The organism is Saxibacter everestensis, from assembly GCF_025787225.1.
Lineage (GTDB): Bacteria > Actinomycetota > Actinomycetes > Actinomycetales > Brevibacteriaceae > Saxibacter > Saxibacter everestensis.
In genome coordinates this window covers 329,950-356,717 of the sequence record NZ_CP090958.1, presented here as the reverse complement: position 1 = coordinate 356,717, position 26,768 = coordinate 329,950, and the positions used below count along the sequence as shown (strand labels likewise).

Annotated in this window: 24 protein-coding genes, 1 tRNA gene and 1 pseudogene; 16 read left to right on the top strand and 10 right to left on the bottom strand. The window is 64.8% G+C overall.

All coding sequences use genetic code 11. The annotated features are described in order from the left end of the window. Nucleotides 1-19 precede the first annotated feature (19 nt). From LWF01_RS01675 to pstB, 6 genes are all read left to right on the top strand, one after another. The gene (locus LWF01_RS01675; protein WP_349639303.1) at nt 20-2,251 is read left to right on the top strand and encodes an RNA degradosome polyphosphate kinase; all 2,232 of its coding nucleotides are present in this window, start codon (nt 20-22) and stop codon (nt 2,249-2,251) included. Beyond that, nucleotides 2,248-3,222, top strand: a complete 975-nt coding sequence (locus tag LWF01_RS01670; RefSeq protein ID WP_349639302.1) for an NUDIX hydrolase — start codon at nt 2,248-2,250, stop codon at nt 3,220-3,222. Before LWF01_RS01675 ends, LWF01_RS01670 begins: the two co-directional genes overlap by 4 nt. Before the next feature lie 321 nt (nt 3,223-3,543). After that, nucleotides 3,544-4,659 carry a phosphate ABC transporter substrate-binding protein PstS gene (gene pstS / locus LWF01_RS01665; protein WP_349639301.1) on the top strand — a complete coding sequence of 372 codons (1,116 nt, stop codon included), beginning with the start codon at nt 3,544-3,546 and terminating at the stop codon, nt 4,657-4,659. 148 nt (nt 4,660-4,807) lie between these two features. Continuing rightward, complete coding sequence (pstC, locus tag LWF01_RS01660) at nt 4,808-5,743, top strand: phosphate ABC transporter permease subunit PstC (protein ID WP_349639300.1); 936 nt, start codon at nt 4,808-4,810, stop codon at nt 5,741-5,743. Next, nucleotides 5,743-7,044 (top strand): phosphate ABC transporter permease PstA, encoded by a 1,302-nt coding sequence (gene pstA, locus LWF01_RS01655; RefSeq protein WP_349639299.1) that lies wholly within the window; start codon nt 5,743-5,745, stop codon nt 7,042-7,044. The genes pstC and pstA overlap by 1 nt, the downstream gene beginning before the upstream one ends. Nucleotides 7,045-7,078: 34 nt before the next feature. Beyond that, nucleotides 7,079-7,858 carry a phosphate ABC transporter ATP-binding protein PstB gene (gene pstB / locus LWF01_RS01650; protein WP_349639298.1) on the top strand — a complete coding sequence of 260 codons (780 nt, stop codon included), beginning with the start codon at nt 7,079-7,081 and terminating at the stop codon, nt 7,856-7,858. A gap of 157 nt (nt 7,859-8,015) precedes the next feature. Here pstB and LWF01_RS01645 read toward each other — a convergent pair whose 3' ends face one another. After that, nucleotides 8,016-8,660: a M15 family metallopeptidase gene (locus tag LWF01_RS01645; protein ID WP_349639297.1), complete on the bottom strand. Its 645-nt coding sequence runs from the start codon at nt 8,658-8,660 to the stop codon at nt 8,016-8,018. Nucleotides 8,661-8,747: 87 nt separating this feature from the next. Between LWF01_RS01645 and LWF01_RS01640 the strand changes: the two genes are divergently transcribed. Together LWF01_RS01640 and LWF01_RS01635 are read left to right on the top strand one after the other, a co-directional pair. Beyond that, nucleotides 8,748-9,443, top strand: a complete 696-nt coding sequence (locus LWF01_RS01640; RefSeq protein ID WP_349639296.1) for a response regulator transcription factor — start codon at nt 8,748-8,750, stop codon at nt 9,441-9,443. Next, on the top strand, nt 9,436-10,524 hold the full coding sequence (locus LWF01_RS01635) for a sensor histidine kinase (RefSeq protein ID WP_349639295.1): 1,089 nt from the start codon (nt 9,436-9,438) through the stop codon (nt 10,522-10,524). Before LWF01_RS01640 ends, LWF01_RS01635 begins: the two co-directional genes overlap by 8 nt. A 15-nt stretch (nt 10,525-10,539) precedes the next feature. Here the strand turns inward: LWF01_RS01635 and LWF01_RS01630 are convergent, their stop codons facing one another. From LWF01_RS01630 to LWF01_RS01620, 3 genes are all read right to left on the bottom strand, one after another. Next, nucleotides 10,540-11,547, bottom strand: coding sequence for an inorganic phosphate transporter (locus LWF01_RS01630; RefSeq protein WP_349639294.1), 1,008 nt, complete (start codon nt 11,545-11,547; stop codon nt 10,540-10,542). 1 nt (nt 11,548) lies between these two features. Then, nucleotides 11,549-12,166: a DUF47 domain-containing protein gene (locus LWF01_RS01625; protein WP_349639293.1), complete on the bottom strand. Its 618-nt coding sequence runs from the start codon at nt 12,164-12,166 to the stop codon at nt 11,549-11,551. Nucleotides 12,167-12,554: 388 nt separating this feature from the next. Further along, the gene (locus LWF01_RS01620; protein WP_349639292.1) at nt 12,555-13,238 is read right to left on the bottom strand and encodes a hypothetical protein; all 684 of its coding nucleotides are present in this window, start codon (nt 13,236-13,238) and stop codon (nt 12,555-12,557) included. Nucleotides 13,239-13,393: 155 nt separating this feature from the next. Here LWF01_RS01620 and LWF01_RS01615 point away from each other — a divergent pair, with 155 nt between their 5' ends. Next, on the top strand, nt 13,394-14,329 hold the full coding sequence (locus tag LWF01_RS01615; protein ID WP_349639291.1) for a hypothetical protein: 936 nt from the start codon (nt 13,394-13,396) through the stop codon (nt 14,327-14,329). A 76-nt stretch (nt 14,330-14,405) separates the two neighbouring features. Beyond that, nucleotides 14,406-14,478: transfer RNA gene (locus tag LWF01_RS01610), tRNA-Lys, on the top strand. Between the two features lie 210 nt (nt 14,479-14,688). On the opposite strand, the gene LWF01_RS01605 is transcribed toward LWF01_RS01610, so the two are convergent. After that, a complete protein-coding gene (locus LWF01_RS01605) occupies nt 14,689-14,850 on the bottom strand; it encodes a hypothetical protein (protein ID WP_349639290.1) in 162 nt (53 codons plus the stop codon). Nucleotides 14,851-14,929: 79 nt separating this feature from the next. On the opposite strand from LWF01_RS01605, the gene LWF01_RS01600 reads away from it, so the two are divergent. Together LWF01_RS01600 and LWF01_RS01595 are read left to right on the top strand one after the other, a co-directional pair. Continuing rightward, on the top strand, nt 14,930-15,769 hold the full coding sequence (locus LWF01_RS01600; RefSeq protein WP_349639289.1) for a hypothetical protein: 840 nt from the start codon (nt 14,930-14,932) through the stop codon (nt 15,767-15,769). A gap of 62 nt (nt 15,770-15,831) precedes the next feature. Further along, the gene (locus LWF01_RS01595; protein ID WP_349639288.1) at nt 15,832-16,641 is read left to right on the top strand and encodes a hypothetical protein; all 810 of its coding nucleotides are present in this window, start codon (nt 15,832-15,834) and stop codon (nt 16,639-16,641) included. Nucleotides 16,642-16,984: 343 nt separating this feature from the next. On the opposite strand, the pseudogene LWF01_RS01590 reads toward LWF01_RS01595, so the two are convergent. Continuing rightward, nucleotides 16,985-17,670: pseudogene (locus tag LWF01_RS01590) on the bottom strand (IS256 family transposase); the annotation flags it as partial. Between the two features lie 404 nt (nt 17,671-18,074). On the opposite strand from LWF01_RS01590, the gene LWF01_RS01585 reads away from it, so the two are divergent. Genes LWF01_RS01585 through LWF01_RS01575 form a run of 3 tightly spaced genes read left to right on the top strand, consistent with a single transcriptional unit; the run spans nt 18,075 to nt 21,045 of the window. Next, nucleotides 18,075-19,328, top strand: coding sequence for an alpha/beta hydrolase family protein (locus tag LWF01_RS01585; protein ID WP_349639287.1), 1,254 nt, complete (start codon nt 18,075-18,077; stop codon nt 19,326-19,328). Continuing rightward, a complete protein-coding gene (locus tag LWF01_RS01580; protein WP_349639286.1) occupies nt 19,325-20,281 on the top strand; it encodes an ABC transporter ATP-binding protein in 957 nt (318 codons plus the stop codon). The genes LWF01_RS01585 and LWF01_RS01580 overlap by 4 nt, the downstream gene beginning before the upstream one ends. A 2-nt stretch (nt 20,282-20,283) precedes the next feature. Next, nucleotides 20,284-21,045 (top strand): hypothetical protein, encoded by a 762-nt coding sequence (locus tag LWF01_RS01575; protein ID WP_349639285.1) that lies wholly within the window; start codon nt 20,284-20,286, stop codon nt 21,043-21,045. Between the two features lie 84 nt (nt 21,046-21,129). Here the strand turns inward: LWF01_RS01575 and LWF01_RS01570 are convergent, their stop codons facing one another. The 3 genes from LWF01_RS01570 to LWF01_RS01560 all read right to left on the bottom strand — a co-directional run bounded on the left by LWF01_RS01570 (nt 21,130) and on the right by LWF01_RS01560 (nt 24,857). Then, nucleotides 21,130-21,804: a response regulator gene (locus tag LWF01_RS01570; RefSeq protein ID WP_349639284.1), complete on the bottom strand. Its 675-nt coding sequence runs from the start codon at nt 21,802-21,804 to the stop codon at nt 21,130-21,132. Continuing rightward, entirely contained in the window at nt 21,804-23,231 is a 1,428-nt protein-coding gene (locus LWF01_RS01565) for a sensor histidine kinase (protein ID WP_349639283.1), read from the bottom strand. Before LWF01_RS01565 ends, LWF01_RS01570 begins: the two co-directional genes overlap by 1 nt. Nucleotides 23,232-24,050: 819 nt before the next feature. Further along, a complete protein-coding gene (locus LWF01_RS01560) occupies nt 24,051-24,857 on the bottom strand; it encodes an aminotransferase class IV (RefSeq protein WP_349639282.1) in 807 nt (268 codons plus the stop codon). A 25-nt stretch (nt 24,858-24,882) separates the two neighbouring features. Here LWF01_RS01560 and LWF01_RS01555 point away from each other — a divergent pair, with 25 nt between their 5' ends. Continuing rightward, nucleotides 24,883-25,290 carry a MerR family transcriptional regulator gene (locus LWF01_RS01555; protein ID WP_349639281.1) on the top strand — a complete coding sequence of 136 codons (408 nt, stop codon included), beginning with the start codon at nt 24,883-24,885 and terminating at the stop codon, nt 25,288-25,290. A 171-nt stretch (nt 25,291-25,461) separates the two neighbouring features. On the opposite strand, the gene LWF01_RS01550 is transcribed toward LWF01_RS01555, so the two are convergent. Continuing rightward, a complete protein-coding gene (locus LWF01_RS01550; RefSeq protein ID WP_349639280.1) occupies nt 25,462-26,670 on the bottom strand; it encodes an MFS transporter in 1,209 nt (402 codons plus the stop codon). Between the last annotated feature and the right edge of the window lie 98 nt (nt 26,671-26,768).

Genomic DNA, 26,768 nt, shown 5'->3' with positions numbered 1-26,768 from the left:
GGAATAGAGAGAGGCAACAATGTCGACTACAAGCAGCCGCGCTACCTCGGTAGACGACATTCCCGCTGGCCAAGAGAACGAAATCGACCGGGCGGACACGGTGCCCGAGCCGGACCAGGACCTGTCCCAGGCCGATACCGGTGACGACCTGCCGCAGGACCGCTTCCTGGACCGCGAGCTCAGTTGGCTCGCGTTCAACCAGCGGGTACTCGAACTGGCCGAAGACCCGGATCTCCCGCTGCTGGAGCGGGCAAATTTCCTGTCCATCTTCACCTCGAACCTTGACGAGTTCTTCATGGTCCGGGTCGCCGGGCTGAAGCGCCGGATCGCGGCCGGACTCGCAGTACCGACCATCGCCGGCGATCAGCCGCTCGACGTGCTGCGCCGGATCAGCGAGCGCGCACACGAACTCACCGAACGGCATGCCAGGGTATTCGCCGAAGACGTCCGCCCGGAGATGGAAACCGAGGGCATCTTCATCGTCGGTTGGAAGGACCTCACGCCCGAAGAGCAGGAACGGCTGCACGTCTTCTTCAAACACCAGGTGTTCCCGGTCCTGACCCCGCTGGCCGTCGATCCGGCGCACCCATTCCCGTACATTTCCGGCCTCTCACTCAATCTCGCGATCGTGCTGCGCAATCCGAAGACGCAGAAGGAACTGTTCGCCCGGGTCAAGGTTCCGCAGCTGCTGCCGCGCTTCGTGAACGCCGCGAATCTCAATGAGACGCTCACCGCGACGCCTGAGAACCCGGCTCGGTTCGTACCGCTCGAGGACATCATCTCCGAGCACGTCAACCAGCTGTTTCCCGGCATGGAGGTCGTGCAGCAGCACACCTTCCGGGTGACAAGGAACGAAGACCTCGAGGTCGAGGAAGACGACGCCGAGAACCTGCTGAAGGCACTGGAAAAAGAGCTGCTGCGGCGGCGCTTCGGCCCAGCCGTACGGCTCGAGGTTCCGCCGGGCATCAACCCGGCGGTGCTCAGCCTGCTGGTCCGGGAACTCGGCGTGCACCAGCGCGAGGTATACGAGCTACCCGCGCCGCTAGACCTGCGCGGTTTGAGTAGCCTCGCCAGGATCTCGCGTGGCGACCTGCACTACCCGAAGGCCGTGCCGCGGATGAACCGCTACCTCAGCGACGCCGAGTCGTCGAAACAGGTCGACGTGTTCACCGCCATCCGTGCGCGGGACATCCTGCTGCATCACCCCTACGATTCCTTCTCGACGAGCGTGCAGGCATTCCTGGAGCAGGCGGCAAACGATCCCAAGGTGCTCGCCATCAAGCAGACGCTTTACCGCACCTCGGGTGATTCGCCGATCGTCGATGCGCTGATCGACGCCGCCGAAAGCGGTAAGCAGGTGCTGGCGATCGTCGAGATCAAGGCGCGGTTCGACGAGCAGGCCAACATCTCCTGGGCGCGCAAGCTCGAGCAGGCCGGCGTACACGTCGTCTACGGCATCGTCGGACTGAAAACGCATGCCAAGCTGTGCCTGGTGGTACGTCAGGAGTCGGATGGGCTACGGCGCTACTGTCACGTCGGGACCGGTAACTACCATCCGAAAACCGCGCGGCTCTATGAGGACTTCGGCCTCCTGACCTGCAACGACCAGGTCGGCGACGACCTTTCCCGGCTGTTCAACCAGCTCTCCGGCTACGCGCCGAGCACCTCCTACCGCCGGCTACTGGTCGCCCCAAGAGACGTGCGCACCGGTCTGATCAAGTGCATCAAGCGTGAGATCGAGCATCACCAGGCCGGGCGGGACGCGAAGATCCGGATCAAGGTGAATTCGATAGTCGACGAGAAGATCATCGACGCGCTGTACCGCGCTTCGATGGCCGGGGTGCCGATCGAGTTGATGGTCCGTGGCATCTGCTCGCTGCGGCCGGGCGTCCCCGGGCTCAGCGAGAACATCAAGGTACGTTCCGTGGTCGGGCGCTATCTTGAGCATTCGCGAGCCTTCACCTTCAAGGGCGGGGGCGATCCGACCGTCTACATCGGCTCGGCCGACATGATGCACCGCAACCTGGATCGACGGGTCGAAGCCCTCGTGCGACTGACCTCACCTGAGCACATCCAGGAGATCGAATCGCTCTTCGACCTCGCGTTCTCTCCGGACACCGGCGCCTGGGAGCTCGAGGCCGACGGGAAATGGACCAGATTCCACCGTGATGCCGACGGCCAGTCGCACACCAAGTTCCAGGAAGAGCTGATTCGCCAGCACGCGAAGCGCCGGGCGCGGGCCCGACGGTGAGCCCGACCGCAGTACATGACGCCGCGGAATCCGCGGGCATTCAGGCGGATGTGCTTGCCGCAGGCGCGGTGTGCTGGCGTGAGCGGGACGGCGAACTTGAGGTGTTACTGATCCACCGTCCGCGCTACAAGGACTGGTCCTGGCCGAAGGGGAAGGTCGAGAAGGGCGAGACGCTGCCGGAGTGCGCCGTGCGCGAGGTCGAGGAAGAGACCGGGTACACCGTGACGCTGGGCCGGCCACTTCCCGAGGCAAGGTACCGGATCGGCAGACGGCTGCAGAAACATGTGGCCTATTGGGCAGCCGAGGTGACTTCAACGAAGAAACCGGCGCCGCACAATCTGCGGGAAATCGACAAGGGCCGCTGGGTGTCTCCGGCCGAGGCATACCGGATGCTGACAAGATACGACGACCGGGAGCAGCTCGAGGTTGTCGAGCGAGCGTGGGACAACGGCAGGCTCCGGGTCTGGCCACTCATCATCGTGCGCCATGGCAAGGCCTACCCGCGGGCCAGGTGGCATGAGACCGAACACAAGCGTCCACTGCTCGCGCTCGGCTCCCGGCAATCGATGGCGTTGACCGGGCTGCTCGCCGCCTGGGCACCTTCCCGGCTGATCTCGAGCCCGTGGAAGCGCTGCATCGCAACTCTCACTCCGTATTCCGCGGCGACTTCCAAGCCAATTCGGCAAAAGAAGGAGATCAGCGAAAAGGCGAGCAAGCTCAGCCCGGTGAAGGCGCACGGATTGATCGCCAAGCTGATCAGCCGGGGGCGGTCGGTCGCCGTATGCACTCACCGGCCGGTCTTGCCGGTGCTGTTTCAGGCGCTCGCGGATGCCGCGCCGAAATCACTCGCCAACGAACTGCCATCGAAGGACCCGTATCTTTCACCCGGCGAAATCCTGGTGGCATATATCCAGCCGGGCGAGATGTCGCGGATCATTGCCTTCGAACGGTTCCGGCCGATCGACTCCTGAGTCCGCCCGGGCCTCGAGCTTTAGGGCCTCGAACGCTAGAGGCTCGGCCTCCAGGGCCTCGAACGGTCCAAACTGTCCAGTTGCTCCGGCCAGACGGGCGACACGGTCCAGTTTCTCCGCAACGTCGTCACTAATAAGTGACGACGTTGTCGACATTGTGGACCGTCTCGCCACTCATCGGTCGTACTTCGCGTGACATTCAGCTCGTGTTTACCTTCCGTTCACCGACTCTGCGCTCTCAAGTCATGTCACTTCCTTAGGTTGAGATACGACGGAGGTCAGTGGGATCTCCTCGAGTCCGATAGAACCGAAAGGTCACTTGTGAAACTTCATCGCTTCGGCCCAGCCATAGCAATCGCAACGGCTGGTGCACTTTTGCTCTCTGCATGCGGTAGCGACGATCCGACCGGCTCAGGCAATGCGGGCGCAGGCTCCGAGGGCGGCGCGGAGCTATCCGGCACACTGCAGGGCATCGGCTCCAGTGCGCAGAAGTCCGCTATGGACGCCTGGATTGCCGGCTTCCAGGGAATCGCATCCGGCGCAACCGTGCAGTACTCCCCCGATGGATCGGGTGCCGGTCGCGAACAGTTCCTGGCAGGAGCGGCGAACTTCGCCGGCTCGGACGCAGCATTGGACGACGACGAGCTGACGGCCGCAAAGGAAGTCTGCGGTCCCGAAGGCGCCTACGAGTTCCCGGTCTATGTCAGCCCGATCGCCGTGGCCTACAACCTGCCCGGCGTCGACGACCTGCAGCTGGCACCCGAAACCATCGCCGGAATCTTCTCCGGCAAGATCACCAGCTGGAACGACGAAAAGATCGCCAAGGACAACCCCGACGCCAAGCTGCCGGACACCAAGATCACCCCGGTTCACCGCAGCGACGAGTCGGGCACCACGGAAAACTTCACCGACTACCTGGCAGTCGCCGCGAAGGACGCCTGGGGTCAGGAACCCGCCCAGGAATTCCCGAAGGACTTCGGCGGTGAGGCCGCACAGGGAACCACCGGCGTCATCCAGACAGTCGAAGGCGCCGAAGGAGCCATCGGTTACGCCGACGACTCCGCGGTCAGCGACAAGCTGGGCACGGCCAAGGTCAAGGTCGGCGACGAGTACGTCGAGCTGTCCGCCGAGGCCGCATCCGCAGTAGTCGACGCGTCGCCACGGGTCGAGGGCCGGGGCGAGCACGACCTGGCGATCGAGGTGGCACGTGACACCACCGAGTCCGGCGCCTACCCGATCGTGCTGGTCTCGTACCACATCGTCTGCTCCAGCTATAAGGATCAGGAAACAGTCGACCTGGTCAAGGAATGGGAGAAGTATGTAGTCAGCGAGGACGGTCAGAAGGAGGCTCAGGCGTCGGCCGGGTCGGCCCCGATCTCCGATGACCTTCGCGCCGACATCGAAAAAGCACTCGAAGCCATCACGGTTGCCAAGTAACGCATATCCAGCGAAGGCGGCGCGGTCGGTGTCCACTCGGACACTCACCGTGCCGCTTAGCCGCGTGCGGGCCACGCCGCGATCGGCGCCGGGCTCGGCCAGCAGCTAAGAGCCACCTACGATCTACGAACCAAGTACGGAGACAAACGTGACGCAGAGCGCAACAGCTCATCACCCGCCGGCCAAGGCGGTGAAGCGCCCGGGTGACCGCATCTTCACCGGGGGCACTCTCGCCGCCGGCATCCTGATTCTCGTTGTCCTCGCCGGAGTCGCGGCCTTCCTGTTCAAGGAAGCGCTTCCGACGTTCACCGCCGATCCGGCCGAGATCAGTGGCGGCGCAGGTTTCTGGAGCTATGTCTGGCCGCTCGTGGTTGGCACGCTTATTGCTTCGGCGATAGCCCTGGTCATTGCTACGCCGCTGTCGATCGGCATCGCGCTCTACATCTCGCATTTTGCCTCCCGCAAGCTGGCTCAGCCACTCGGCTACGTCATCGACCTGCTGGCCGCCATCCCCAGCGTGGTCTACGGCCTGTGGGGCATCTGGCTCGCGACGGTGATCCGGCCGATCTTCGACTGGCTCAGCACCTACCTCGGCTTCATTCCGATTTTTGCCGGTCCGGCGTCGAGCACCGGTCGCACCATGCTGACGGCCGGCATCGTGCTGGCAGTGATGATTCTGCCGATCATCACGTCACTGTCCCGCGAGGTCTTCCTGCAGACGCCGAAGCTGCACGAGGAGGCGGCGCTCGCGCTCGGCGCGACCCGCTGGGAAATGGTCCGGATGGCGGTGCTTCCGTTCGGCCGCTCCGGCGTCACCAGCGCGATCATGCTTGGCCTGGGGCGCGCACTCGGCGAGACGATGGCCGTGGCGATGATCCTCTCCCCCGGCGCACTGATCGCATCACTCGTCCAGTCCGGCAACCAGACCATCGCGGCGGAGATCGCCCTTGACTTCCCAGAAGCGGCGGGGCTACGCCTCTCCACGTTGGTGGCTGCCGGTCTCGTGCTGTTCATCATCACCCTGCTGGTCAACATGGTCGCCCGAAGCATAGTGGCGCGCAGCGCCATCAAGGGAGGAAGGTAATGGCCCAGCCACCGAAACTCGGCTCGCTGACCGACAACGCAGCTGATTCCACGTCCGTTGCTTCAGATATCTCGACCGAAACTGATGCCCGCACGGCTAGCGGCTCCTCGGCAGCCGGCACTGCGGCCCGGGCGGCTTCAGGGCCGACATCCGCGGCGGGGCCGGCTTCGGGCCTGTCAGCCGGGACGCCTTCCGGGCCCACAGGCGGCCGATCGAAGCGTTCCCGCGGAAATGGCCTGACCTCCAACCAATTGCCCAAGTACGCGCCTTGGGCGATCGGCGCGGCATCCGTCGGCGTAGCTGGCGCGGTTGTAGCGGCGGTCGGTTTCCACCTGATCGGCTGGGCCGTGCTCTCCGCAGCGCTCTACACCATCGCGATGCCGGTGACGTCGGCCATCGTCGAAGGTCGCCGGAAGGCGATCGACCGGCTGGCCACAACCCTGATCACCGGCGCCTTCATTGTGGCCCTGATACCGCTGATCTCCCTGATCTGGACCGTGCTGGTCAACGGGCTCCCGCACCTTTCCGGCCGGTTCTTCCTCACCTCGATGAATGGGATGAAGGGGTCGATCGACCTCGAGACCACGCAGGGCGGTCCGTTGATCGGCGGCATCTACCATGCGATCCTCGGCACCCTGCTGATCACCGGCCTCGCGACGCTGATCTCGGTTCCGATCGGGCTGCTGACGTCTATCTACCTGGTCGAGTATGGCCGGAACAACAGGCTCTCCCGGGCGATCACGTTCTTCGTCGATGTTATGACCGGTATCCCTTCGATCGTGGCCGGCCTCTTCGCCTACGCCTTGTTCTCGCTCATCATCGGGCCGGGGACGAAAACGGGCGGGGTCGCCGCCATCGCGCTCTCGGTGTTGATGATTCCGTTGATCGTCCGGTCCGCCGAGGAGATGCTGCGGCTGGTGCCGATGGAATTGCGGGAAGCCGCCTACGCGCTTGGCGTACCGAAGTGGAAGACCATCCTGAAGATCGTCATTCCGACCTCGATCTCCGGGATAGTCTCCGGCGTGACGATAGCCATCGCGCGGGTGATCGGCGAAACGGCGCCGCTCGTCGTCACGGCGGGCTTCGCCGCTGGAATCAACAACAATGTCTTCCAGGGCTGGATGACATCGCTGCCGGTGTTCATTTATAACCAGGTGATGCGTCCGTTGTCGCCGAAGGCGATCGACCCCAGCTACGACCGGGCCTGGGCAGCGGCCCTCGTCCTCGTCATCATCGTGATGCTGCTTAGCCTGATCGCCCGGCTGGTCGCCCGAATTTTTGCGCCGAAGGCCGGCCGTTGAACCAGATCCCATTGACCATTTCGAAAAGGAACTAATGTCCAAGCGCATCGACATCAAAGATCTCAATGTCTACTACGGCGATTTTCTGGCCGTGCAGGATGTATCGCTGCGGATCGAACCTCGCAGCGTCACCGCGTTCATCGGCCCTTCCGGCTGCGGCAAGTCCACCTTCCTGCGCACCTTGAACCGGATGCACGAAGTCATCCCGGGCGCACGCGTCGAGGGTTCGGTGCTGATGGATGGCGACGACCTCTATGGGCCGGGAGTCGACCCGGTCAACGTTCGACGCCAGGTCGGTATGGTGTTCCAGCGCGCGAACCCGTTCCCGACCATGTCAATCAAGGAGAACGTGCTGGCCGGGGTGAAGCTCAACGACCGGCGCATCTCGGCATCCGCCGCGAATGAGCTAGCCGAGCGCGCGCTCCGTGGCGCGAATCTGTGGGAAGAGGTCAAAGATCGGCTGGATAAGCCCGGCTCGGGTCTTTCCGGCGGCCAGCAGCAGCGCCTCTGCATCGCGCGAGCCATCGCGGTACAGCCAGAGGTGATTCTGATGGACGAGCCCTGCTCGGCTCTGGATCCGATTTCCACCCTTGCCATCGAGGACCTGATCAACGATCTGAAGAACGACTACACCGTCGTCATCGTCACCCACAATATGCAGCAGGCGGCGCGGGTTTCCGACAGAACAGCGTTTTTCAACATCGCCGGCACGGGCAAGCCGGGACGGCTGATCGAGTACAACGACACCGACAAGATGTTCTCCCGGCCCGAGGTCCAGGCCACCGAGGATTACGTCTCCGGCCGCTTCGGCTAAGGGTTTCGGGCTGGGCGTTCGGGCTGGGCGTTCGGGCCGGGCGTTCGGGCTGGGCAGTCTCCCAGCAGAACGCGCTCCACGTGCAGGAACGGGTCCGCATGCGCGCGCGGGCTAGCATACGGCTCGCGTTCCTGGGCCAGGTGTTCGATAGCGCCGGTCACTGCTGCATCCTCGGGTCGTGTGTGGGGTCGGCATACATGCGCGGGCAACGGTGATCGATGGCTTCGGGGCGTAGTTCGAAGTGCCATGGTTCGTTGCGGTAGATCCGGCACAGCCCGTATTCGGCACCGTGTTCCGACAGCCACGCCGTGGCATCGGAGCGCCCGATGTCGACGGCATCTCCGGAAACGTGAAGAGACGTCCCAGCGGTGGCGACCCAACGGGCTGCTTCCTCCTCCGAGCCGTACCGGGAGATCGCCTCGCTGAGAAGCTGATTCTGGTACTCGGCGGAGCGCCATCCGCTGTTGACGTAGAAGTCGATGCCGTCGTCAGCGGCAGCCGCCGCCGCTTCGCGCATTGCCTGGAGCAGATCGGCGTCGAGGTTGGCTACGCCGGCGTACTCGTCCGAAAACACCGTCACGCCGCCGGGGAGGGTGCCATCATCCTCGGTGACGGCACCGTCAGCCTCGGCGGTCGTGCCGCCGTGGTCACCGCGAAGTACATCGCTTGACGAGGGAGCAGATGACGATGCTGACTGATAGAGGAAGGTTCCGATGACCGCAGCGGCGAGGAGGACCAGGCCGAGGGCGGTGGACCTGAAAGCCTTGCGGGACGATGGCCGTCTCGTGGTGATTTGACTCATGCTCCCAGTCAAGGCAAAGCGGTGTTGCCGGCCAGTATGCGGTTTTTGATACGCCGGCGATATGTGTCGGCTCGTAGCATTGAGAGCATGCGTGTGTTGGTCGTCGAGGATGAGCCCTACATGGCGGAGGCCATCAGTGCCGGGCTGCGCCTGGAAGCGATCGCGGCCGACATCGCCGGTGACGGCGACACAGCTCTGGAGCTGCTGAGCATCAACGCATACGATATCGCCGTCCTCGACCGCGACATCCCCGGTCCCTCCGGCGACGAGGTAGCCGAAAGCATCGTCGCCTCCGGCAGCGGCATGCCGATCCTGATGCTCACTGCTGCCGACCGGCTCGACGACAAAGCCTCCGGGTTCGAGCTTGGCGCCGATGACTACCTCACCAAGCCGTTCGACCTCCAAGAGCTCGTGCTTCGGCTCAGAGCACTCGATCGCAGGCGCGCCCACAGCAGGCCGCCCGTGCGGGAGATCGCGGGCCTCCGGCTGGACCCGTTCCGTCGCGAGGTCTACCGCGACGGACGCTACGTCGCTCTCACCCGAAAGCAGTTCGCCGTGCTCGAAGTCCTCGTCGCCGCCGAAGGCGGTGTGGTCAGCGCCGAAGAACTACTGGAACGAGCGTGGGACGAGAACGCCGACCCGTTCACCAACGCCGTACGCATCACAGTCTCCGCATTGCGCAAACGGCTCCGTGAACCCTGGATCATCGCCACTGTGCCCGGCGTCGGCTATCGCATCGACCCGGCACCCGGCACCGCAGCTGAGGGAGCAGACAGTGGATAGGCAGCCTGGTTTGAGCGTTCGGCTCAAACTCACTCTCAGTTACGCCGGCTTTCTCATGCTCGCAGGCGCCTTGCTGCTAGGGGCCGTGTGGGCATTCCTCCTGCGCGGCCTGCCCGAGGTGTGGGTGGTCGGCCCTGACAGGCAGGACGTTGGCTGGTATCGCCTCGCGCGTGACTTCGCGCCGGCCGCGGGAGCTGTGATGCTCTTCCTGCTGGTATTCGGCCTCCTGGGCGGGTGGCTCCTCGCCGGCCGAATGCTCGCACCGCTGACTCGCATCACAGACGCCACACGCATCGCCGCGAACGGATCGCTCTCCTACCGAATCCGGTTACCGGGCCGCAACGACGAGTTCCGCGAACTCGCCGACGCCTTCGACGCAATGCTGGCCCAACTCGAAGCACACTCCGCCGAACAGCAGAGGTTTGCAGCCAACGCTTCTCACGAACTGCGCACGCCACTGGCGATCACGCAGACACTGCTCGACGTCGCCCGCAACACTCCGAACCGCGACAGCGGCGAACTCGACGAACGCCTCAGAGCCGTCAACACCCGAGCGATCAACCTCACCGAAGCATTGCTGCTGCTCAGCCGCACGGACCAACGGTCGTTCACCCGGGAACACGTCGATTTGTCCCTCATCGCGGAAGAAGCCACCGAAACGCTCCTCCCGCTCGCAGAAAAGCACGGCGTCACCATCGCGATCTCCGGGGACATCACCCCCACCATCGGCTCACACGCTCTCCTGCTGCAACTGACCACGAACCTCCTGCACAACGCCATCGTCCACAACGTCCCCGAACACGGCACCGTGCAGGTCAGCACCGCCATCGGCCCCGAGGCCGTCACGCTCACTGTCGAAAACACCGGCGACAAGCTCACTCCACGCCTTGCCTCGACACTCACCGAACCGTTCCGGCGAGGCACCGAGCGCGTACGCAGTGACAATGCAGGTGTCGGGCTCGGTCTGGCAATCGTCAAGAGCATCACACAAGCACACGACGGCACCCTCACCCTCAGCCCCCGGGCCGCTGGCGGCCTTCGCGTCACGGTGCAGCTACCCGCTGCTCGGCGATCGGCTTAAGCACCTGCCGGGCGCCTACCCGGAGAGGGTGAACAACCAGCCGAAGCCACCAGCCAGGATGGCCGTCGCCGGAAGACTGACGATCCAGCTGCCTACGATCGGCGCAAGCACTCGCAGATCCACTGGCCTGCGTCGGCCGGGCACCGCAGCACCCACGATGGATGACGTCACCGTGTACGTCATCGAGATCGGCGCCCGCAGTACGAAGGCGGCAATGTAGAGCACGCTGGAGCTCACCACGTCGGAGACGAAACCGCGCACCGGGTCGATCTTCGCCAGCCGCTCCCCCATGGTTCGGACGATCCGCCAGCCACCCGTGTACGTGCCGACGGCCAGCGCAATGGCGACCATGATTCGAACCGTCCAGCTGACTTCGAGCGTGTCACCGTCATTGAGCCGCCACGCGTCGTCGGCGGCGAGCGCCATCATGATCACGGCGGCGGTCTTCTGCGCGTCCTGAATGCCATGAGCCAGGGCAAGCGCAGCCGTGGAAAAAGACTGGATGGATCGAAAGTTGGAGAACAGCGCCGCCGGAGCCGCCCGCGCCACGAGGCGAATCACCAAGTAGGCGACCAGCATGCTGACGAGGAAGCCGACCAACGGCGAAACGACCAGCGGCAACAATATGACGGTCAGCAGGGTTTCCCAGTGGGTGACAGCCCCGGTCACCAGGCCTGCACCGAGTAGCCCGCCGATAAGAGCATGGGTCGAGGAGCTCGGCAGCGCCAGCCACCAGGTGAACAGGTTCCAGAGCAATGCCGCGAGGACGGCTGCAGCGAGCAGCGGCAGCACCTGGCTTTGTCCACGGGGGTATTCGATCAGTCCTTCGCCCAGACGATGGGCGATGCCTTCGCCGATAAGTGCGCCGATGAAATTGAAAGCCGTTGCCAGGATAAGCGCGTAGAACGGTGTGAGCGCTCTGGAGGCAACTGAGTTGGCCACAACCGAGGATGTGTCGTGGAATCCATTGCTGAAAGCGAAAAGCAGGGCGAGGCCGATGACGATAAGAAGGAGCGGATCCACACTACGACTCCTTGACCACAATACGACCGACGGCCACGCCAATCTGCCGGAACGCCTTCGTGGCTTCCAGCATCGACCCGGCGAGCTGATCACCTGCCGCGTACTCGGATAGCCGCTTCTTCGTGGTCAGGATCCGGCCTATCCGCTGATGCAGGATTCTGGCTTGCTTGGCCTGGCGGGTGATCTCATCGTGGAATTCCCACAGCTCGCGCATCGACCTGAGCCGTCGCGTCATTCCGACCGTGAGCTCTGCCTGTCTGTCCAGGACCGCCAGCATTTCGACGGCCCCGGCCGGCAGATCGCGAAGCGCGTCGTTGCCCATGGCATAGGCAACTGCCTCGAGGCTGTGGCAGGCGGCCTGGACGGCGTCTGCCAGCTCAAACACGTCCTGACGGTCCACCGGGGTGACATAACTTTCCCGGAGCGCACGAAGCACGGCGTGAGTGGCCTCATCGACCTCGTTACAGACTTTGTCCATCTGGCCGCGGGCGGCACGACGTTCTTCTGGTTCGATGCCGGACATCTCGGCGAGCACCAGGTTGGCGTCGGGAAGCTTCTGGGCCTGATCGGTGAGCAGCTGGTAGAAGGTGGCGTCCTGGGGCAGGAACCGTACGCGCATTCAGTACCCCTTGGGGAGTCGAGAGCCAGATGGCGGAGCGAAGCCGGAAGGACACAGACCTAAGCGGGGAGCCTTCCTGGCCGCCACTGAACAATATATCCGGTATCGCGTACGGCCTGAATATGCATTCCACGACGAGTGACCGCATCGATGTGGAAGCCGAAGGGCTGCGACGCGCGTGATCCGCGATGTGGTGCTTCGAGGTGGACGTCGAGCCGGGAGCGCCTCTCGGCGAGGGGCCGCTCGAAGCGGCGTATTATGGAGCCCGGGGCTACCGCGGCTCGACGTCCACTGGTTCAAACGAGAACCACAACCAGTCTGTTCCCAACACCGGCAATCAGGCAAGTCGGATGGAAGAATCGGGTCGATCTAGTCAAGCGTCGACTGGCTAGTCAAGCGTCGACTGGCGCCACGCGGCGGCGGAACGCTCCAAGGCCTCGGCGGTCGACACCAGTATCCCGGCGCTTCGGGTCAGCTCGGCCTCTGGCGCGTCATCCGGCGCGGTCACAGTCGGTTCGGCTCCGGTTGACTCATTCTGCGATCGCTCCCCGGATGCGCGCTCACCCTCATCTGCCAGGTGCGTGCGTCCGAGGGCAACCACCCGGCAGAAAGCGGCGGCCCGTTGCAAGGCAATTGAAAAATCGCCGGTGTAAACCCCACCTAGCACCTGATCGGCGAGCGCCTTCACCTCATCCGGGCCCGGAGGCGTTGCAACCCCGGCCAGTACGACGGACACCTCATCGCCGGTCATGCCGGAATGGAACTGATCCGCAACATCGTGCGGAGCGTTCTGCACCCAGCGGCGCAGAACGTAAAGACGCCACAGCGCGCCAGGCAGGGAGACCGCAGGGCTATTGGCCCACATCTCGGCAATGACCTCGAGCCCCATCTCATCGGCGAGGTTCACGAGCCGGTGAGTCACTTCGGGGTCATCGTTCTCCCGGCCCCTGGTGACAAGAATCTGCGCGGTCATATGGGCAAGCTCGGCCTGGGCAGCCGGGTCCAGCTCGGAACGCATATTGTCCATCGAAGCTAGCGACACCGGACGACGGAACGGTCGAGGCGAAGGCATACGTCCACGCTACGCCGCCGCGTCGCTACGTCCCAATAGGATTCTTGCGGCGGCAGTCAGGCACGCCAGCGGGTCCTCCGTCGTTATGATGTGGGGGACGTTGGCAGTGATCGACCTGATCGCAGTGTGAAACCCCTAACCGGAGGATGATTCGCTTGGCCAAGATCGACAAGTTCCAGAACGGGCTTTCCATGGCTGCGAAGACCGCCGTTCGCGCGGACGGCACGTTGCATCCGACAGCGGAGAAAGGCTTCAAGCGGCTGCTGTCCGTCCAGCGGCCCCTCGTGCTCGCGCACATCCGCCAGCTTCGACGCCGGCATCCGGAGGATACGCCTGAACAACTCGTAAAGACGTTGGAGCGCGAGTACCTTGCCGCGGTAACCACTGGCGGTGCCGCCGTCGGCGCGAGTGCCGTCATCCCAGGCATTGGCACCGGAGCGTCCCTGGCATTGTCCGGCGTGGAGACTGCTGGATTCCTGGAGGCCAGCGCTATGTTCGCCCAGGCGGTCACCGAGGTGCACGGCATCGCAGTATCCGATCCGGAACGCGCACGAGCACTGGTGATGACAATGATGCTCGGCACTACGGGCGTGGACATGGTGCGCACCTTCGCCGGAGAAACCGGAAAAGGTCCCGCCGTGGGCCGGCACTGGGGTCCGCTGATTGCCCAGACTCTGCCGAAATCGGTGATGTCGGAGATTACCTCACGGGTGCGACGCACCTTCATCAAGCGTTTCGCCGCCCGACAGGGCGCGTCGGTTCTGGGACGCGCGGTTCCGTTTGGCATCGGCGCGGCGATCGGCGGTATCGGCAACCATATGCTCGGCAAGAAAGTTGTCGAGGCCTCGCGGACCGCTTTCGGGCCGGCCCCGGCATACTTCTCGCCTGAAATGAGCATTGACGCGTCGTCCGGGCAAGGGGCGTCGTCCGGGCAGGGGGCCGGTCGGTCTCGGCTGTCGAACGCGTTCCGGCGTCGCTCGAAGCGACAGGGCGGTGGCGGCGATCAGCCGACGGTCCTGCTGCCCGATCGCCGCATGCTGAATCGCTCCGCAGACGATCAGCTGCCGCCCGATCCCGGCAGGCCCGCGTGATAGCGTAGGCCTCGCGTGTTTTGCGGTTCTGATCGGTTTTCTCATAAGCTGAGCTAGCGCAAAATCACCGCGTGGCGGGCCTCTAGCTCAGTTGGTAGAGCAACGGACTTTTAATCCGTGGGTCGTGGGTTCGAGCCCCACGGGGCCCACAATGTCAGGAGGGACCGGACACGCTTTTCGTCCGGTCCCTCCTGACGTCACGCGGTAGAGCGGCTCGAACCCTTGCCATGAGAATCATTGGCCTCCGTTCGGGCCTTGTCGCTGTTCTCGTCGCCCAGTTCAGAGCGTTGGCGTTGACTTCGGGGTCGAGCAGGATCTCGAAGGGTCGGAGTTCGTCGTGGAGATGGCTGACGGTCCAGTTACCCGAGGCGTATGCCGAACGCCCATTCGATCAGCGGGGCGCGTTCGGGGTCGAGTGGCACGGTGCGGACCTCGCGGCCCAACTTGTCGCGTTCGTGGACGTTGAGGTAACCGATGGGCGCTTTGCCGAGGGTGCTGCCATCGGTAGCCTGCTGCGTCATGCGCGATCATCCGCGCGGTGAAGCCGGCGAACTCAGGGCAGGCGGCGACGTGCGAGCGGCCCCTGAATAGAGTGGGTGGATGCCAGACCAGCGAGGCCTGCCCCCGCAGCGTGCGCCGTCGATTCCCTCGCTGGTCAGTTTCCTGTTCGGCATCGCCGAGCGCGAGTCGCTCCCAGGCCCAGTCCTCGTCGCACTGCTGGCTGACCTCGGCATCAGCAGCGCTGCTGCGCGGAGCGCGATCGCGCGGATGCGGGCGTCGGGCAAGCTGACCGGCATCCGGCGCGGACGCGTCACCGATTACAGCCTCGCGGGGCTGACCGCCAGCGGCTTCCGCCATGCGCGGATCCTCGGCCACCCCGGGCAGGAACCGGCAGAACGTGTCTGGCAGGGCGAGTTCGCCGGGATCCTCTACAGCGTGCCCGAGCGCCTCCGGAGTCACCGCGACCGGCTTCGCGTCGAGGCGCTGCTGGCGGGATACACGACGCTCAGGCCAGGCCTGCTGATCGGGGTCGCGGACCAGTGGGATGCGCTCGAGCCACTGGTCTCGACGATGCCCGCGGCGATCAGGGTCTACCCTGTGACGCTTCGGCTCCACCCGGCGCAGGCGCGATCGGCCGCTGCCGAGGCCTGGGAACTGGAGTCCCTTGACCGCCATCTCTGCCGCCTGGTCACGTGGCTGCGCAGCGCCCTCGACCGCGACCGCGATCGCCGCCTGACGGGACCGGTGGCACTGCGCCGGCTGGCGGAGCTGACGCTGCCCGTGTACCGCGCACTCGTCGTCGTGCCGCCGCTGCCACCCGAGCTGCTCCCCGACAGATGGTGCCAGCCCGAACTCGTCGAGCTCCTCGGCGCGATCCATGAGGTGCACGGCCCGCCCGTGCAGCAGCACCTACGCGCGTTCCTCGCCGCAGCGCACTGATCCGACGCTCGATCGCCCAAACATCTGTGTCGTTCTCGTCACCGATCTGCGATGATTGCGACATGGATCAGGTCCAGGCCCGGAAGCGTTCGCACACCATCCTCGGCAGCAGCCTCGCGTTCGTGATCGGCGCCACGATCATGATCCTCTTGCACGAGACCGCCCATGCCGTCACCGGCGCACTCCAGGGCTATTACCCCACCCAGCTCGCATTCGCGGTGGACTACACACCGCCGCCCCCGACGATTCCACACGTCATCGCACTGCTCGCTGGGCCGGCCTTCAGCCTGCTGAGCGGTGTGGCCGGAATCGTGGTCGACCGCTTCGTAACGCTGTTCCGCGACCGCCCGTTCTGGCGCATGGTGTGGCTGTGGACGCTGTTCGCCAGCGTGCAAGAAGGCCTCGGCTACCTGCAGATCACTGCGATCCTGCAGGCCGGCGACACCGGGCAGGCATTCGCCCTACTGGAGGCGCCGCCGACCGCGTACGTGATCGGGACGGTGATCGGATGGGCGGGACTCCCGCTCACGGCCTGGGCGTTCTCGGTGCCGATCCGCGCACTCGCGTCGTCGGTCGACGACAAGCAGGACCTGGCGACATGGCCCTGGCTCATCGGCACCGGTGGCCTGCTCGTGCTCATGACGCTCTATGTGCTGCTGAGCCCCGTGAACGAGCCCGCGACCATCGTCGCCGTCCTGGCCGGCGCACTGTCGATCGGCGTCTACGCGCCGATGTCGATGATGTTCCGGACGAAGCAGTGCGACGCACCCTCCCCGCCGTCCATGCCGTGGCCCCCGGTCGCCGGGCTGATCACGCTGGGGGCCTTCGTCGTGTTCAACCTGCTGCTGACCCAGGGCTGGATCTGGCTGTAACGCAGCGCTCGTTCGCGCCTGGATCTTGCGACGATGCGAACGCTGGGGCGCCACATGAACGAGACACTGAGTTCACGTCTTCACCCGACGTGGACCCAGTCCAAGCTCACGATCGAACTGGCGCTAGGTCAAAGGCGCGATCTCGAAGTCAACATCCACGAGTTGCACAGCCCGGACTCCACGGTTACTCCGATCGAAGACCTGGTGGATCGTAAGACGCATCTACGCACGGTCAATGAGTTCCTGGCCGAGCAGGAGAAGAGCATCACCGCGGGCGCACTCGCCAACAGCTCGATGATCGCCAAGGCAGTGGACGACTACGCGAAGGCTCGGGTCGCCCTGCCACGCCCCGGTTCTTCAGCTCGGCGAGCACGTTCATCCCGAATTTCGCGGTCTCCCCGCCACCGGTGCCGGCCCAGACCGAGGACGTCCTTGTGGCCGGCCAGGTCCACCCCGATCGGCATAGACCGGGCGGTTGCCGACTTGGCCGTCACGGACCTTCACGTGGATGGCGTCGACGAAGACCGCGGCGTAGACCTTCTCCAGCGACCGTGCGGACCACTCGGCCATCTCGGCCACGACCTTGTCGGTGATCCGGCTTATGGTGTCCTTGGACACCGAAGCGCCGTAGATCACGGGCGTTGTGGGCGCTGATCTCCCCAGTGGTCAGACCCTTGGCGTACAGCGAGAGCACGATCGCGTCGACATCGCCGCTGCGGCGCTGCCACTTGCCCACGATCGCCGGGTCGAAGCTGCCCGTCCGATCCCGGGGCACCTCGATCTCGACCGGTCCACAGTTGTCGGTCAGCACCGTCTTGGTGCGGGTCCCGTTACGGGAGTTGCCGGTGTTCTGGCCCGCTGGTTCATCCAGCGCGGTCTCGATCACCGTCTTGGTCAGCGCCTTCAACAACCCACCCGGGCCAGTAAACGCGGTCCACGCTCCCGGGCCGAGCGCACCAACTCCCGGGCCACCTCAAGCTCCTCAGCGCAGGGCCGAGCCGGCACCTCCGATGGCTCGCCCTGCGGCAAGCTCGTTGCCGATCTCCTGCTCCTCCAGTGGCGACGTCGCCGCCTCGGTCGATTGGGCTGCCTTGGTCTTCGGACCGGGGCGAGTTCTTGTGTGGTCTGGACTGGTAATCGCAAAATTGCTGGCCGCAAAGATTGCGACTCTGAACTGTCGCAGCTGGAACGGCCTATCCGCCGTCAGAGGCACTTACTGTGATTGCGCTGCGGCCATCCCCTGCTGAAGCCGGGTACACGGGAGATCCTGGGCCAATGTAGATCCCGTTGACGAGGTACTTCTACGACCCCACGGCGCACCGCCAAGGCGACGGCCACAAGTGGTCTCGGGAACGAGGGCCTGACTTTCGTCAGGGGTGGTCGTTGCCGATCGACCGGTGCCTGCCGACCGCCCCGATCGGCACGCTTGAGTCATGGATCCTCACTACCCGCGTCCGCGCCGGCGTGCCGCTGTCGCCGCGTTCCTTGCCGCAGCCCTGATCATCGCCGCAGCGCTCGGTCTCCCTCGTGCCGTTGCCCACAGCTCCCCCTCCGGCTCCGCCGGCCCGGTGTCGTTCACACTGCCCGCGCCGACTGGCCCGGAGCAGATCGGGACCCTGGAGATGCAGTTGGTTGATCGTGGTCGCATCGATCCGTGGGCCGAGGACGGTGGACCGCGTGAGCTGATGATCAACATCTGGTATCCGGCTCGACACGTCAGCAGCGCCCCGCCGACCCCCTATCTCTCTGCACGGGTCGCGTCCTACCTCAACCAGACCACCGGCGAGCTGGGAATCGCCAAAGACGCAGTAGATTTCGTCGGCGCGGTGTCCCACGCCCAGACCCGGGCACCGATCGCTGAGGCCGGTCCCCGGCCGACATTGATCTACTCGCCCGGTGGAGGGATGTCGAGGGCACTGGGCACAACGTTGGTCGAAGACCTGGTCAGCCACGGATATGTCGTCGTCACCGTAGACAGCACCTATCAAGCACCGGCCGAGTTCCCTGACGGACTTCGAATGCCGGCCCGGGGTGTGGACATGAAACTGGCGTTAGCCGAACGGGTCCGCGACATCAGGTTCGTGATCGATCAACTCAGCCGGCTCCGAGCCGGCGACAATCCCGACGTTCAACTCCGGTCACTTCCCGCCGGACTCCGTTACCAGTTGGACCTGGACAGGATCGGCATGTTCGGGCACTCCATGGGCGGCTTCGCCAGCGCGGAAACGATGCGAGCTGATCATCGGGTACGAGCAGGGGCCAACCTGGACGGCAGCATGGGCGAGACCTATCGGGCGAGCACCGGGATGCCGCTGTCAGGTCCGTTCTTGCTGATCGGCGCCGGAAGAGACGGCGAGACCAATCAGCAGCACACTCACCGGGAGGCCCCGGACTGGGCCAGCTACTGGAGCCTGATGACCGGCTGGAAGCGCGACCTCTATCTGCCCGAGGGCGAACATATGAGCTTCACGGACCTGCCGTCGATCTTGTCGGGGGTGTCGGCTGATGTCGATCTTGACCAGCAGGCCGTCCGGGATGCGATCGGCACTGTCGATCCGGATCTGGCTCTGATGGCGCAGCGCAGGTATCTGAAGGCGTTCTTTCACCTGCAGTTGTCCGGTCAGCCGACGACAATATTCGAGCACGTACCGGCCGAGCTGGCCACGACAGCGGAGTTGATCTCATGATCACGATGACCGGACTGACCAAGCAGTACGGGGATCGGTTGGCCGTCGACGACCTGACCGTCACCATCCGGCCGGGTATGGTGACCGGATTTCTCGGACCGAACGGCGCGGGTAAGTCGACGACGATGAGAATGATCGTCGGGCTTGATCGGCCGACCGCAGGCACTGCTCTGCTCGATGGGCGACCCTATGCCGCCCTGCGCCGCCCGCTCCGTCATGTCGGCGCCCTGCTCGACTCAGCCACCGCCCATCCGGCGCGGCGCGCGAAGGATCATCTCCGGATGGTGGCAGCCAGCAACGGCATCGAGAAGGACCGCGTCGGCAGAGTGCTGGAGCAGGTCGGACTGTCCGAGGTTGCGAGTCGTCGGGTGGGCGGATTTTCCCTCGGCATGTCGCAACGCCTCGGCATCGCGACGGCGTTGCTCGGGGACCCACCGATCCTGCTGTTGGACGAGCCGGTGAACGGTTTGGATCCAGATGGCGTGCGCTGGATCCGGGACCTGATGCGGTCGCTGGCGGCGGAGGGACGGACCGTGCTGGTCTCCAGTCATTTGATGAGCGAGATGCAGCACACTGCCGATCACCTGATTGTTATCGGCCGCGGCCGGCTGATCGCCGACGCGCCACTGCAGGAGGTGCTCGACTCGGCATCACTCAACGTGGCCCGCGCCCGGACCCCTGAGACCGCCAGCTTGGCCTCTGCCCTCCGCGCGGCCGGGTGTGATGTCGAGCAGTCACCCGACGGCGACCTACTGATCACCGGCGCGAGGTTGCCGGAGATCGGTGACCTCGCACACCGGCAGCAGATCCCCCTGCACGAACTGACAATGCAGGCGCCAACACTCGAGGAGGCCTACCTCCGACTCACCGGCGCCGCAGTCGAGTACAGCGCCGATCACGCAAGTCAATCCGATCAAGCAGCGGGCCAGCGACGGAAGGCAGACAGGATATGAACATGAATGCACCGGCAGCCGTGCTGCCGGCTGGACACGCCGAATGGATCAAGCTGCGTACCGTCCGATTCAACGGCTGGGCGGCGTTCGGCGCGATGTTGCTGACCATCGCCTTCTCCGTCATCGTCGCGTCCTCGATCGCCGCCAGCGCGGCCAACGGCTATGACATCACCGCATCCACGGCTGAAATTGCGGCCAATGCGATTACGCTCGGACAGCTGCCGGTGTTGATGATCGCCATCCTGCTGACCTGTCAGGAGTACGGTAGCGGTGCGATCCGGCTGACCCTGCGGTCGACACCGTTGCGGGGCCAAATGCTGTTGGCGCGCAGTGCAATCGTGGCGCTCATGGCGTTCGTGCTCGGCGCCCTGCTGGCGATCACCGGCACGATCACCGCAGCACTGATGATCGGCGATGTCGACACCGCGACGACCGCCGATCGGATCCACACGGTGATCGGCACCGGTGCCTACCTCGCGCTGGCGGCGGTGCTGATGACCGGTCTCGGAACTATCCTGCGCAGCACGATCGTGACGATCCTGGCCGCCCTGCTCCTGTTGCTGGCCAGCCCGGTGCTGGCCCAGGTGTCCAGCGCGAGCTGGCTGCAGACCGCGCAGACTTACCTGCCGAGCACAGCCGGCACGGTGCTGATGAGCCCCGACGGAAGCGACTACGGCGCCGGGGTGGCGGTATTGATCCTGTCCTGCTGGGCACTGCTCGCTCAGCTCGGCGGCTACCTCACCCTGTGGCTTCGGGACCCGTGATCAGCAGCGCGGACGCCGGTGAGGACCGGGTCCGATCCTGCCGCCAAAGTCACGACAGGACCCGATCCAAATTCTGCAGCTTTTCTAGGCGTCGGCCTGCAACCCGGCCTGGTGGCCGATGATCGCGGCCTGGACCCGGTTGTATACGCCGAGCTTGGTGAGGATGGAACTGACGTGCCCCTTGACGGTGCCCTCCACCATGAACATCTGTCGACCGATCTGGGCGTTGGACAGCCCAGCCGTCACCAGCGCCAACACCTCGCGCTCCCGTGCGGTCAGCGGGGTGACCCGGTCGGCGGCTTCGGACTTCGCCGATCCAGACGCAGCGCGATAACCCGCGATCACGGTGCCGGCGATCCGGGGCGAGAGATACGCGCCGCCGTCGGCCACCGCGTGCACAGCGTTGATCATCTCCCGCGGGTCGGATGCCTTCAGGAGAAAGCCCGACGCGCCGGCGGTCAGGGCTTTGCGGACGTTCTCCTCCGCACCGAAGGTGGTCAGCACGATGATCTTGATCGTCGGCAGCACACGGATCAACTCGGCGGTAGCCTCATGGCCGTCCAGGACCGGCATCTGCAGATCAAGCAGCGCGACATCCGGAAGGTGCCGCCGTGCCGCCTCGACGGCGTCCCTGCCATCGACGGACTCCGCGACGACCTCGATGCCCGAATCGGTCGCCAGTACCGAACGAACGCCGGCACGGATCAATGGCTCGTCGTCTGCCAGCAGAACGCGAATTGGCCCGTCAAGTTCACCCATCACGACCTCCGTTCGGTCAATCTGTCTTTCGAAACCACAATCTCAGCACCATCCGGACCATGATCATCGAAGCACAGTCGGAACATGTCCACGCCCGGCTTCAGCACCATACTGCGATCCAGATAGTACTCACAGCGTGCGGCGGCGGGAGCCGGCGGGACGACCAGAGTGGGAGTCGGACCGGATTGACTATGGGGAGGCAGCAGTCCGCGGATGTCCGCCCTGCGATCTCCGACTGCGATTTGACCGTAGTGAGCGGGTGTCAATCCGGTCTGGACGAAGGTGGCGACGTAGGCGGCCGATAACGCCGACGCAATGATCAGCGCTAGAACGACCGGCAGGATCGCTGCTCGTCGAACGCTCCGGCGCTGCTGGCGGCGGAGCGTCCTCGCGATCACCCGCGGGCCGTCCTCCACGGCGCCGCCTTCGGCATTGCCCGGAAGCGTTGCCCGGACGTCAAAGCCGCCGCGCCGCCGTTCGGCGGTCAACGTTCCACCGAGCTGCCGAAGTCGTTCGTCCAAGGCGATCAGTCCCGAGCCTGACACCCGTCCCGGGGCCAGGTCGGACGCCGGTTGCAAACCACCCGTGTTGGTCACCTCGATGCGGAGCGGGTCGATGGTGTCGTCGATCGCGATGGTGATGTCACTGCCAGGTGCGTGTTTGGCGGCATTGGTCAACGATTCCTGCAGTACCCGGTACACCGCGCGCGCCGTCGGCGGCGACCAGGTGTCACGCCGTTGTCCGAGGTCGGCATGATCGATCAACAGGCCCGCCGATCGGGCATGATCGACCAGACCCTCGAGGCCCGTAGCACCGACCGAGTCCCCAGCGCCCTCGCGGAGCAGGCCGACGCTCACCTGAAGTCGATCCGTCGCCGCGGTCGCCTGACGGCGGATCGCGGCGGCCGCCTCCCTCCGGGCGTCTGCCTGGTCTCCCGATTGGTCCTGCGCCAACTCGAGGGCGCCGGCCTGGAGTGCGATCAGGGCCAGGTCATGGCCCAGAGCGTCATGCATGTCGGCCGCGATCAGCGCACGTTCACTGGCCCGGGCGCGCTGGTCGATCAGTACGTGCTCCCGGTGCACTCTATCGACGGCCGACTGCCGGAGTCGTCCGAGCCACCACGGCAGAGCCACCGCGAGCAGCACGGCCAGTTGCCCGGAGATCCCCCGGGATAGCAGAAGATCGGGGCGGGCGATGATCAAGACAATAAGTCCGACCAGGTCGACCACGGCTATCGTGGTGACGCCCGGCACCAGAGAGCGCAACCACCGCCCTGCCGCAAGAGCGATCAGCGCCGCAGCCGGCAACAGAATCACACCGTACGGTCCATGTGGCGCCAGCAGCGCGGCGACGCAGGCAGCGCCCAGCGCTACCAGCCAGAAGACGCCGAGGCGAACGACCGGTCGCTCTCCTTTACGACCCAGCAATTGAACCCACCCCCGAACACTGCGTCCGCTCCAATGAGTCCCGTCCTACTGATTCCGCTATCTCTGGAAGGGCTTCGTCGATGGATGCCGGTTCTTCCAATTCGTACGTCAGCGTGAACGAAGGCTCACCGATATCCGCGCAGTCGATGACAGACTGCCCGGCATCGCCCACGTCAGGCAGGACGCCTGTGACAGTCCAGCCACCGATAGGCGGTAGCCCTGGCAACTGCTCATTCCATACCCGCCGGAGGTCGTCGTACGCTCTACTCGATCTACGACTCGGCCCAGAGGAGATCATCGGTTGCGCCCGCTCCCGAATAGCGGCCAATCTGGATAGGTTGGCCGGTGCTCGATCCATGGCTTGAAAAAGGTCGTCGAGGGGTCCACCCTCAAATTCTCGCACTGTCGAGTGGTACTCCTGTGACTTGTTTCACGCCTCCAGCCCCATGAGGGTCCGCAGGCGGCAAAGAGGCCAGGCGGTTGGACACGTTCGTGCGTTCAGCCCCCAGCTCGTGAGCGAGTTCGGCGGGATAGCGTGGCCTGTCCAGCAGCGACGGCAGAGTCCGTGACAGTGAGCAGAGGCCGCGCCGAAGCCTCTTTGTCTACCTTTAGCGCGACCGGACCCTCCCAGCACAGGTGCCGGGAGGGTCCGGTCGCGCCTGCGATCCTCAGGCGGCCAGGAAGGCGTCGATCTGGTTGATCGCCCCGGTCGCCCCCTCCTCGACGCCCATGTCGATCACCTTCTGCAGCCCCTCGACAGTTTCGTAGGTGCTGCTGTGAACGACACGCGTGCCATTGCCGGTGCTCTGTGGACTATCACTACAGTCTGGTTTGTGCCTCGCCGGTGTAAGCCTCGTCGAGGAGACGTGACAATGTCGCATCCTGGGCCATCGACTTGTCGCCTATGCGCGACACAGGAATCCCCGGCGTCCAGGAGTTCATCACCACGGCGGAGAACTGGTCGTTCATGTCGGTTGGGCGAATCTCCCGGATCTGCTGACGAACGGCCATGCTTTGCAAGCGGCGGGCCAGGATCTGCATGGTCACCCCAGGCAGATAGTCGGCTTCCGGCCAGATCACAGACTCGCCATCCCAAAACGCGAGGTTCCAGATGGTGGCCTCGCTCAACCTCCCAACTCGGTCTTCGAATGCCGCATCGTCGAATCCACGGGCGTTCGCTCGCCGCAGGAAGAGGGTCTTGCCGACCTCGCCAACATGCTTGACCTGCGGCAGATGACGTTCGTGGCGGACGACATCGAGCGAGAGAGGGCCGACCGGGGGCTGCGCGGGGTCGGTGACCTTGACCAACACGTCGAGCTCCGGGGCGTCGTCGGCGGGTGCGAACTCGCCCGGGTGAGACGTGATGAAGCAGGTCAGCGATGCGTCAGCCGCCCCGGCATCGTCGACGGCGATACGCAGGAACTCAGTGATCTGGTCATCCGAGAGGTGCCGTCCGAAGAGTTCATCGCTGGCGTTGCGCAGGCGTTCGACGTGGAGGTCCATGCCCCGCACCGAGTGATTACGCATCTGCATCGCGGTGAAGTGGGCATAGCCGGCGAACGCCAACGGAGCCAGGTTCGAGACGGTTGCAGGACTACCATTGAGGTGAGTGATCGAGAGAGCCATAGGACGACCGTAGGAGTTGACGCTAGTGGCAAGCGCAAGTCTGGAAGACGCTCAACTGCTCCGCGTCGGCGACCTCGCGGCGCGCACCGGGACTAGCCCGCGCATGCTGCGGTACTACGAGAACAAGGGACTCATCGAGGCGGAACGTTCATCCTCGGGACAGCGACTCTTCGATCCCGCCGCAGCCGACCAAGTTCACCACATCAGGATGCTGCTGGCAGCCGGCCTGCCCACTCGGGCGATCAGTGAACTACTTGGTTGCATTCACGACCCCGGCCGTCTGGAACCCTGTGCCGTGCCTCTGCTCGTGGATCACCTGCGCGCCTATGACTCTCAGATCGCGGAGCTGGTCAGCACGCGGGAAACGCTCCAGGGCCTAATCGTTTCCTCGACACCTGGCTCCAAGTTGTCCCGCGACTTCGCATCCCAGTGAGCCACTCTCTGAGCGATCATCGGAGAAGGCATCTGCGCTCAGAAGCACCTGCGGAAGGCGCCTTGCTCCCTTACAGGCCGCGATCGGGATGGAAGCACCCCGGAGCGGAGCAAGAGTAGCTGTGCTTGGCTATGATCTTGTTCGCTCCGGTCGAACTCTGGTGAATTGTGATCACTGAGTGGCTGCCTCCTCACAGATCTGTTGTGGAACAGGCCGTGCGATGACCTCGGCGATCTTCCGCGGAGCACGGGCGGTCGCCACGATCGCCGGGATCATCGCAAGGAGGGCGAGCACCGCCAGCCCGGCCCCCACCCAGAGCGGGGCCATGACTCCGAAGGCGCCGATCCCAAGGCCGCCGATCCAGGAGCCGATCACGACACCGAAAGTGATGAAGGAGGAGTGCGTCGTGTTGACGAGGGAGCCGGCGTTGCCCGCCCGCTGGACACGCGTGATCATGGCCGGGTTAAGAGTGATCCCCACGAGGCCGATCCCAATCATCCCGACGATCGCCGCGGCGGGGACTTCGGCGAAGATCGCGAAGCCGACGAGGAACGCCACATTGAGGAGCAGGCCGGCGACGATTACCGAGATCGTGTGCGACTGCGCGAGCCGACCGACGACGATGTTGCCGACGACTGTCGCCGCCCCGTACCCGAGCAGCAGCAACGGGACGACTGGCTCGGAGAAGCCCGTGACGTCGGTGAGGATCGGCACGAAGTAGGAGAAAGCGGCGAAGGTCGCTCCGATGATGAGCGTCGAGGTCGCCATGATGAACCACAGTCGCGGATTTCGGAATACCCTCAGCTCCGCTCGGAGACCGCTCGAGTTATCCGGAGTGAGGCGGGGCAGCGCCAGCAGGGTCGCGACGGCGATGACCACGGTCAGGACGGCGATCGCGACAAAGGCCACCCGCCAGCCGAACCGGCCACCGATGAGCGTTGACAGCGGCAGACCGAGCGCTGTGCCGAGCATGAGGCCCTGCAGTGCCAGGCTCGTCGCCCGGCCGCGCAGCTCGGGCGCAGTGATCTGGGCGACGGTGGACAGTGCAACGCCGAAGAACGCCCCAGAGGCTGCTCCGGTGACGAGTCGTCCGACGACCATCGTGCCGTAGGAGGTCGACATCGCCGCGAGGGCATTGCCGATGAAGAAGACGATGAAGAGCACGAGCAGGGCGTTGTTCGTCCGTAAGCGCAGCACAGCGAGGGTGAGGGGCGGGCCGCCGATCGCCATCGCGAGGGCGAAGGCGGTGACGAGATAGCCGATCTGGGGGATGCTGGCACCGAGATCTCTCGACATCTGCGGCATGAGACCGCTGACGAGGAGTTCGCTGCAGACCATCACAAAGATGCCGAGCGTCATCAGGTATACGGGCTTGGGCATGGGCTGACCCTTTTGGCGGCCAGCGCGGGGGCGTGTTTTGAACTGCATAGTTCAGATCGTACTTCTGAACTGTTCAGTTCACAACTTGGGCGAACGCC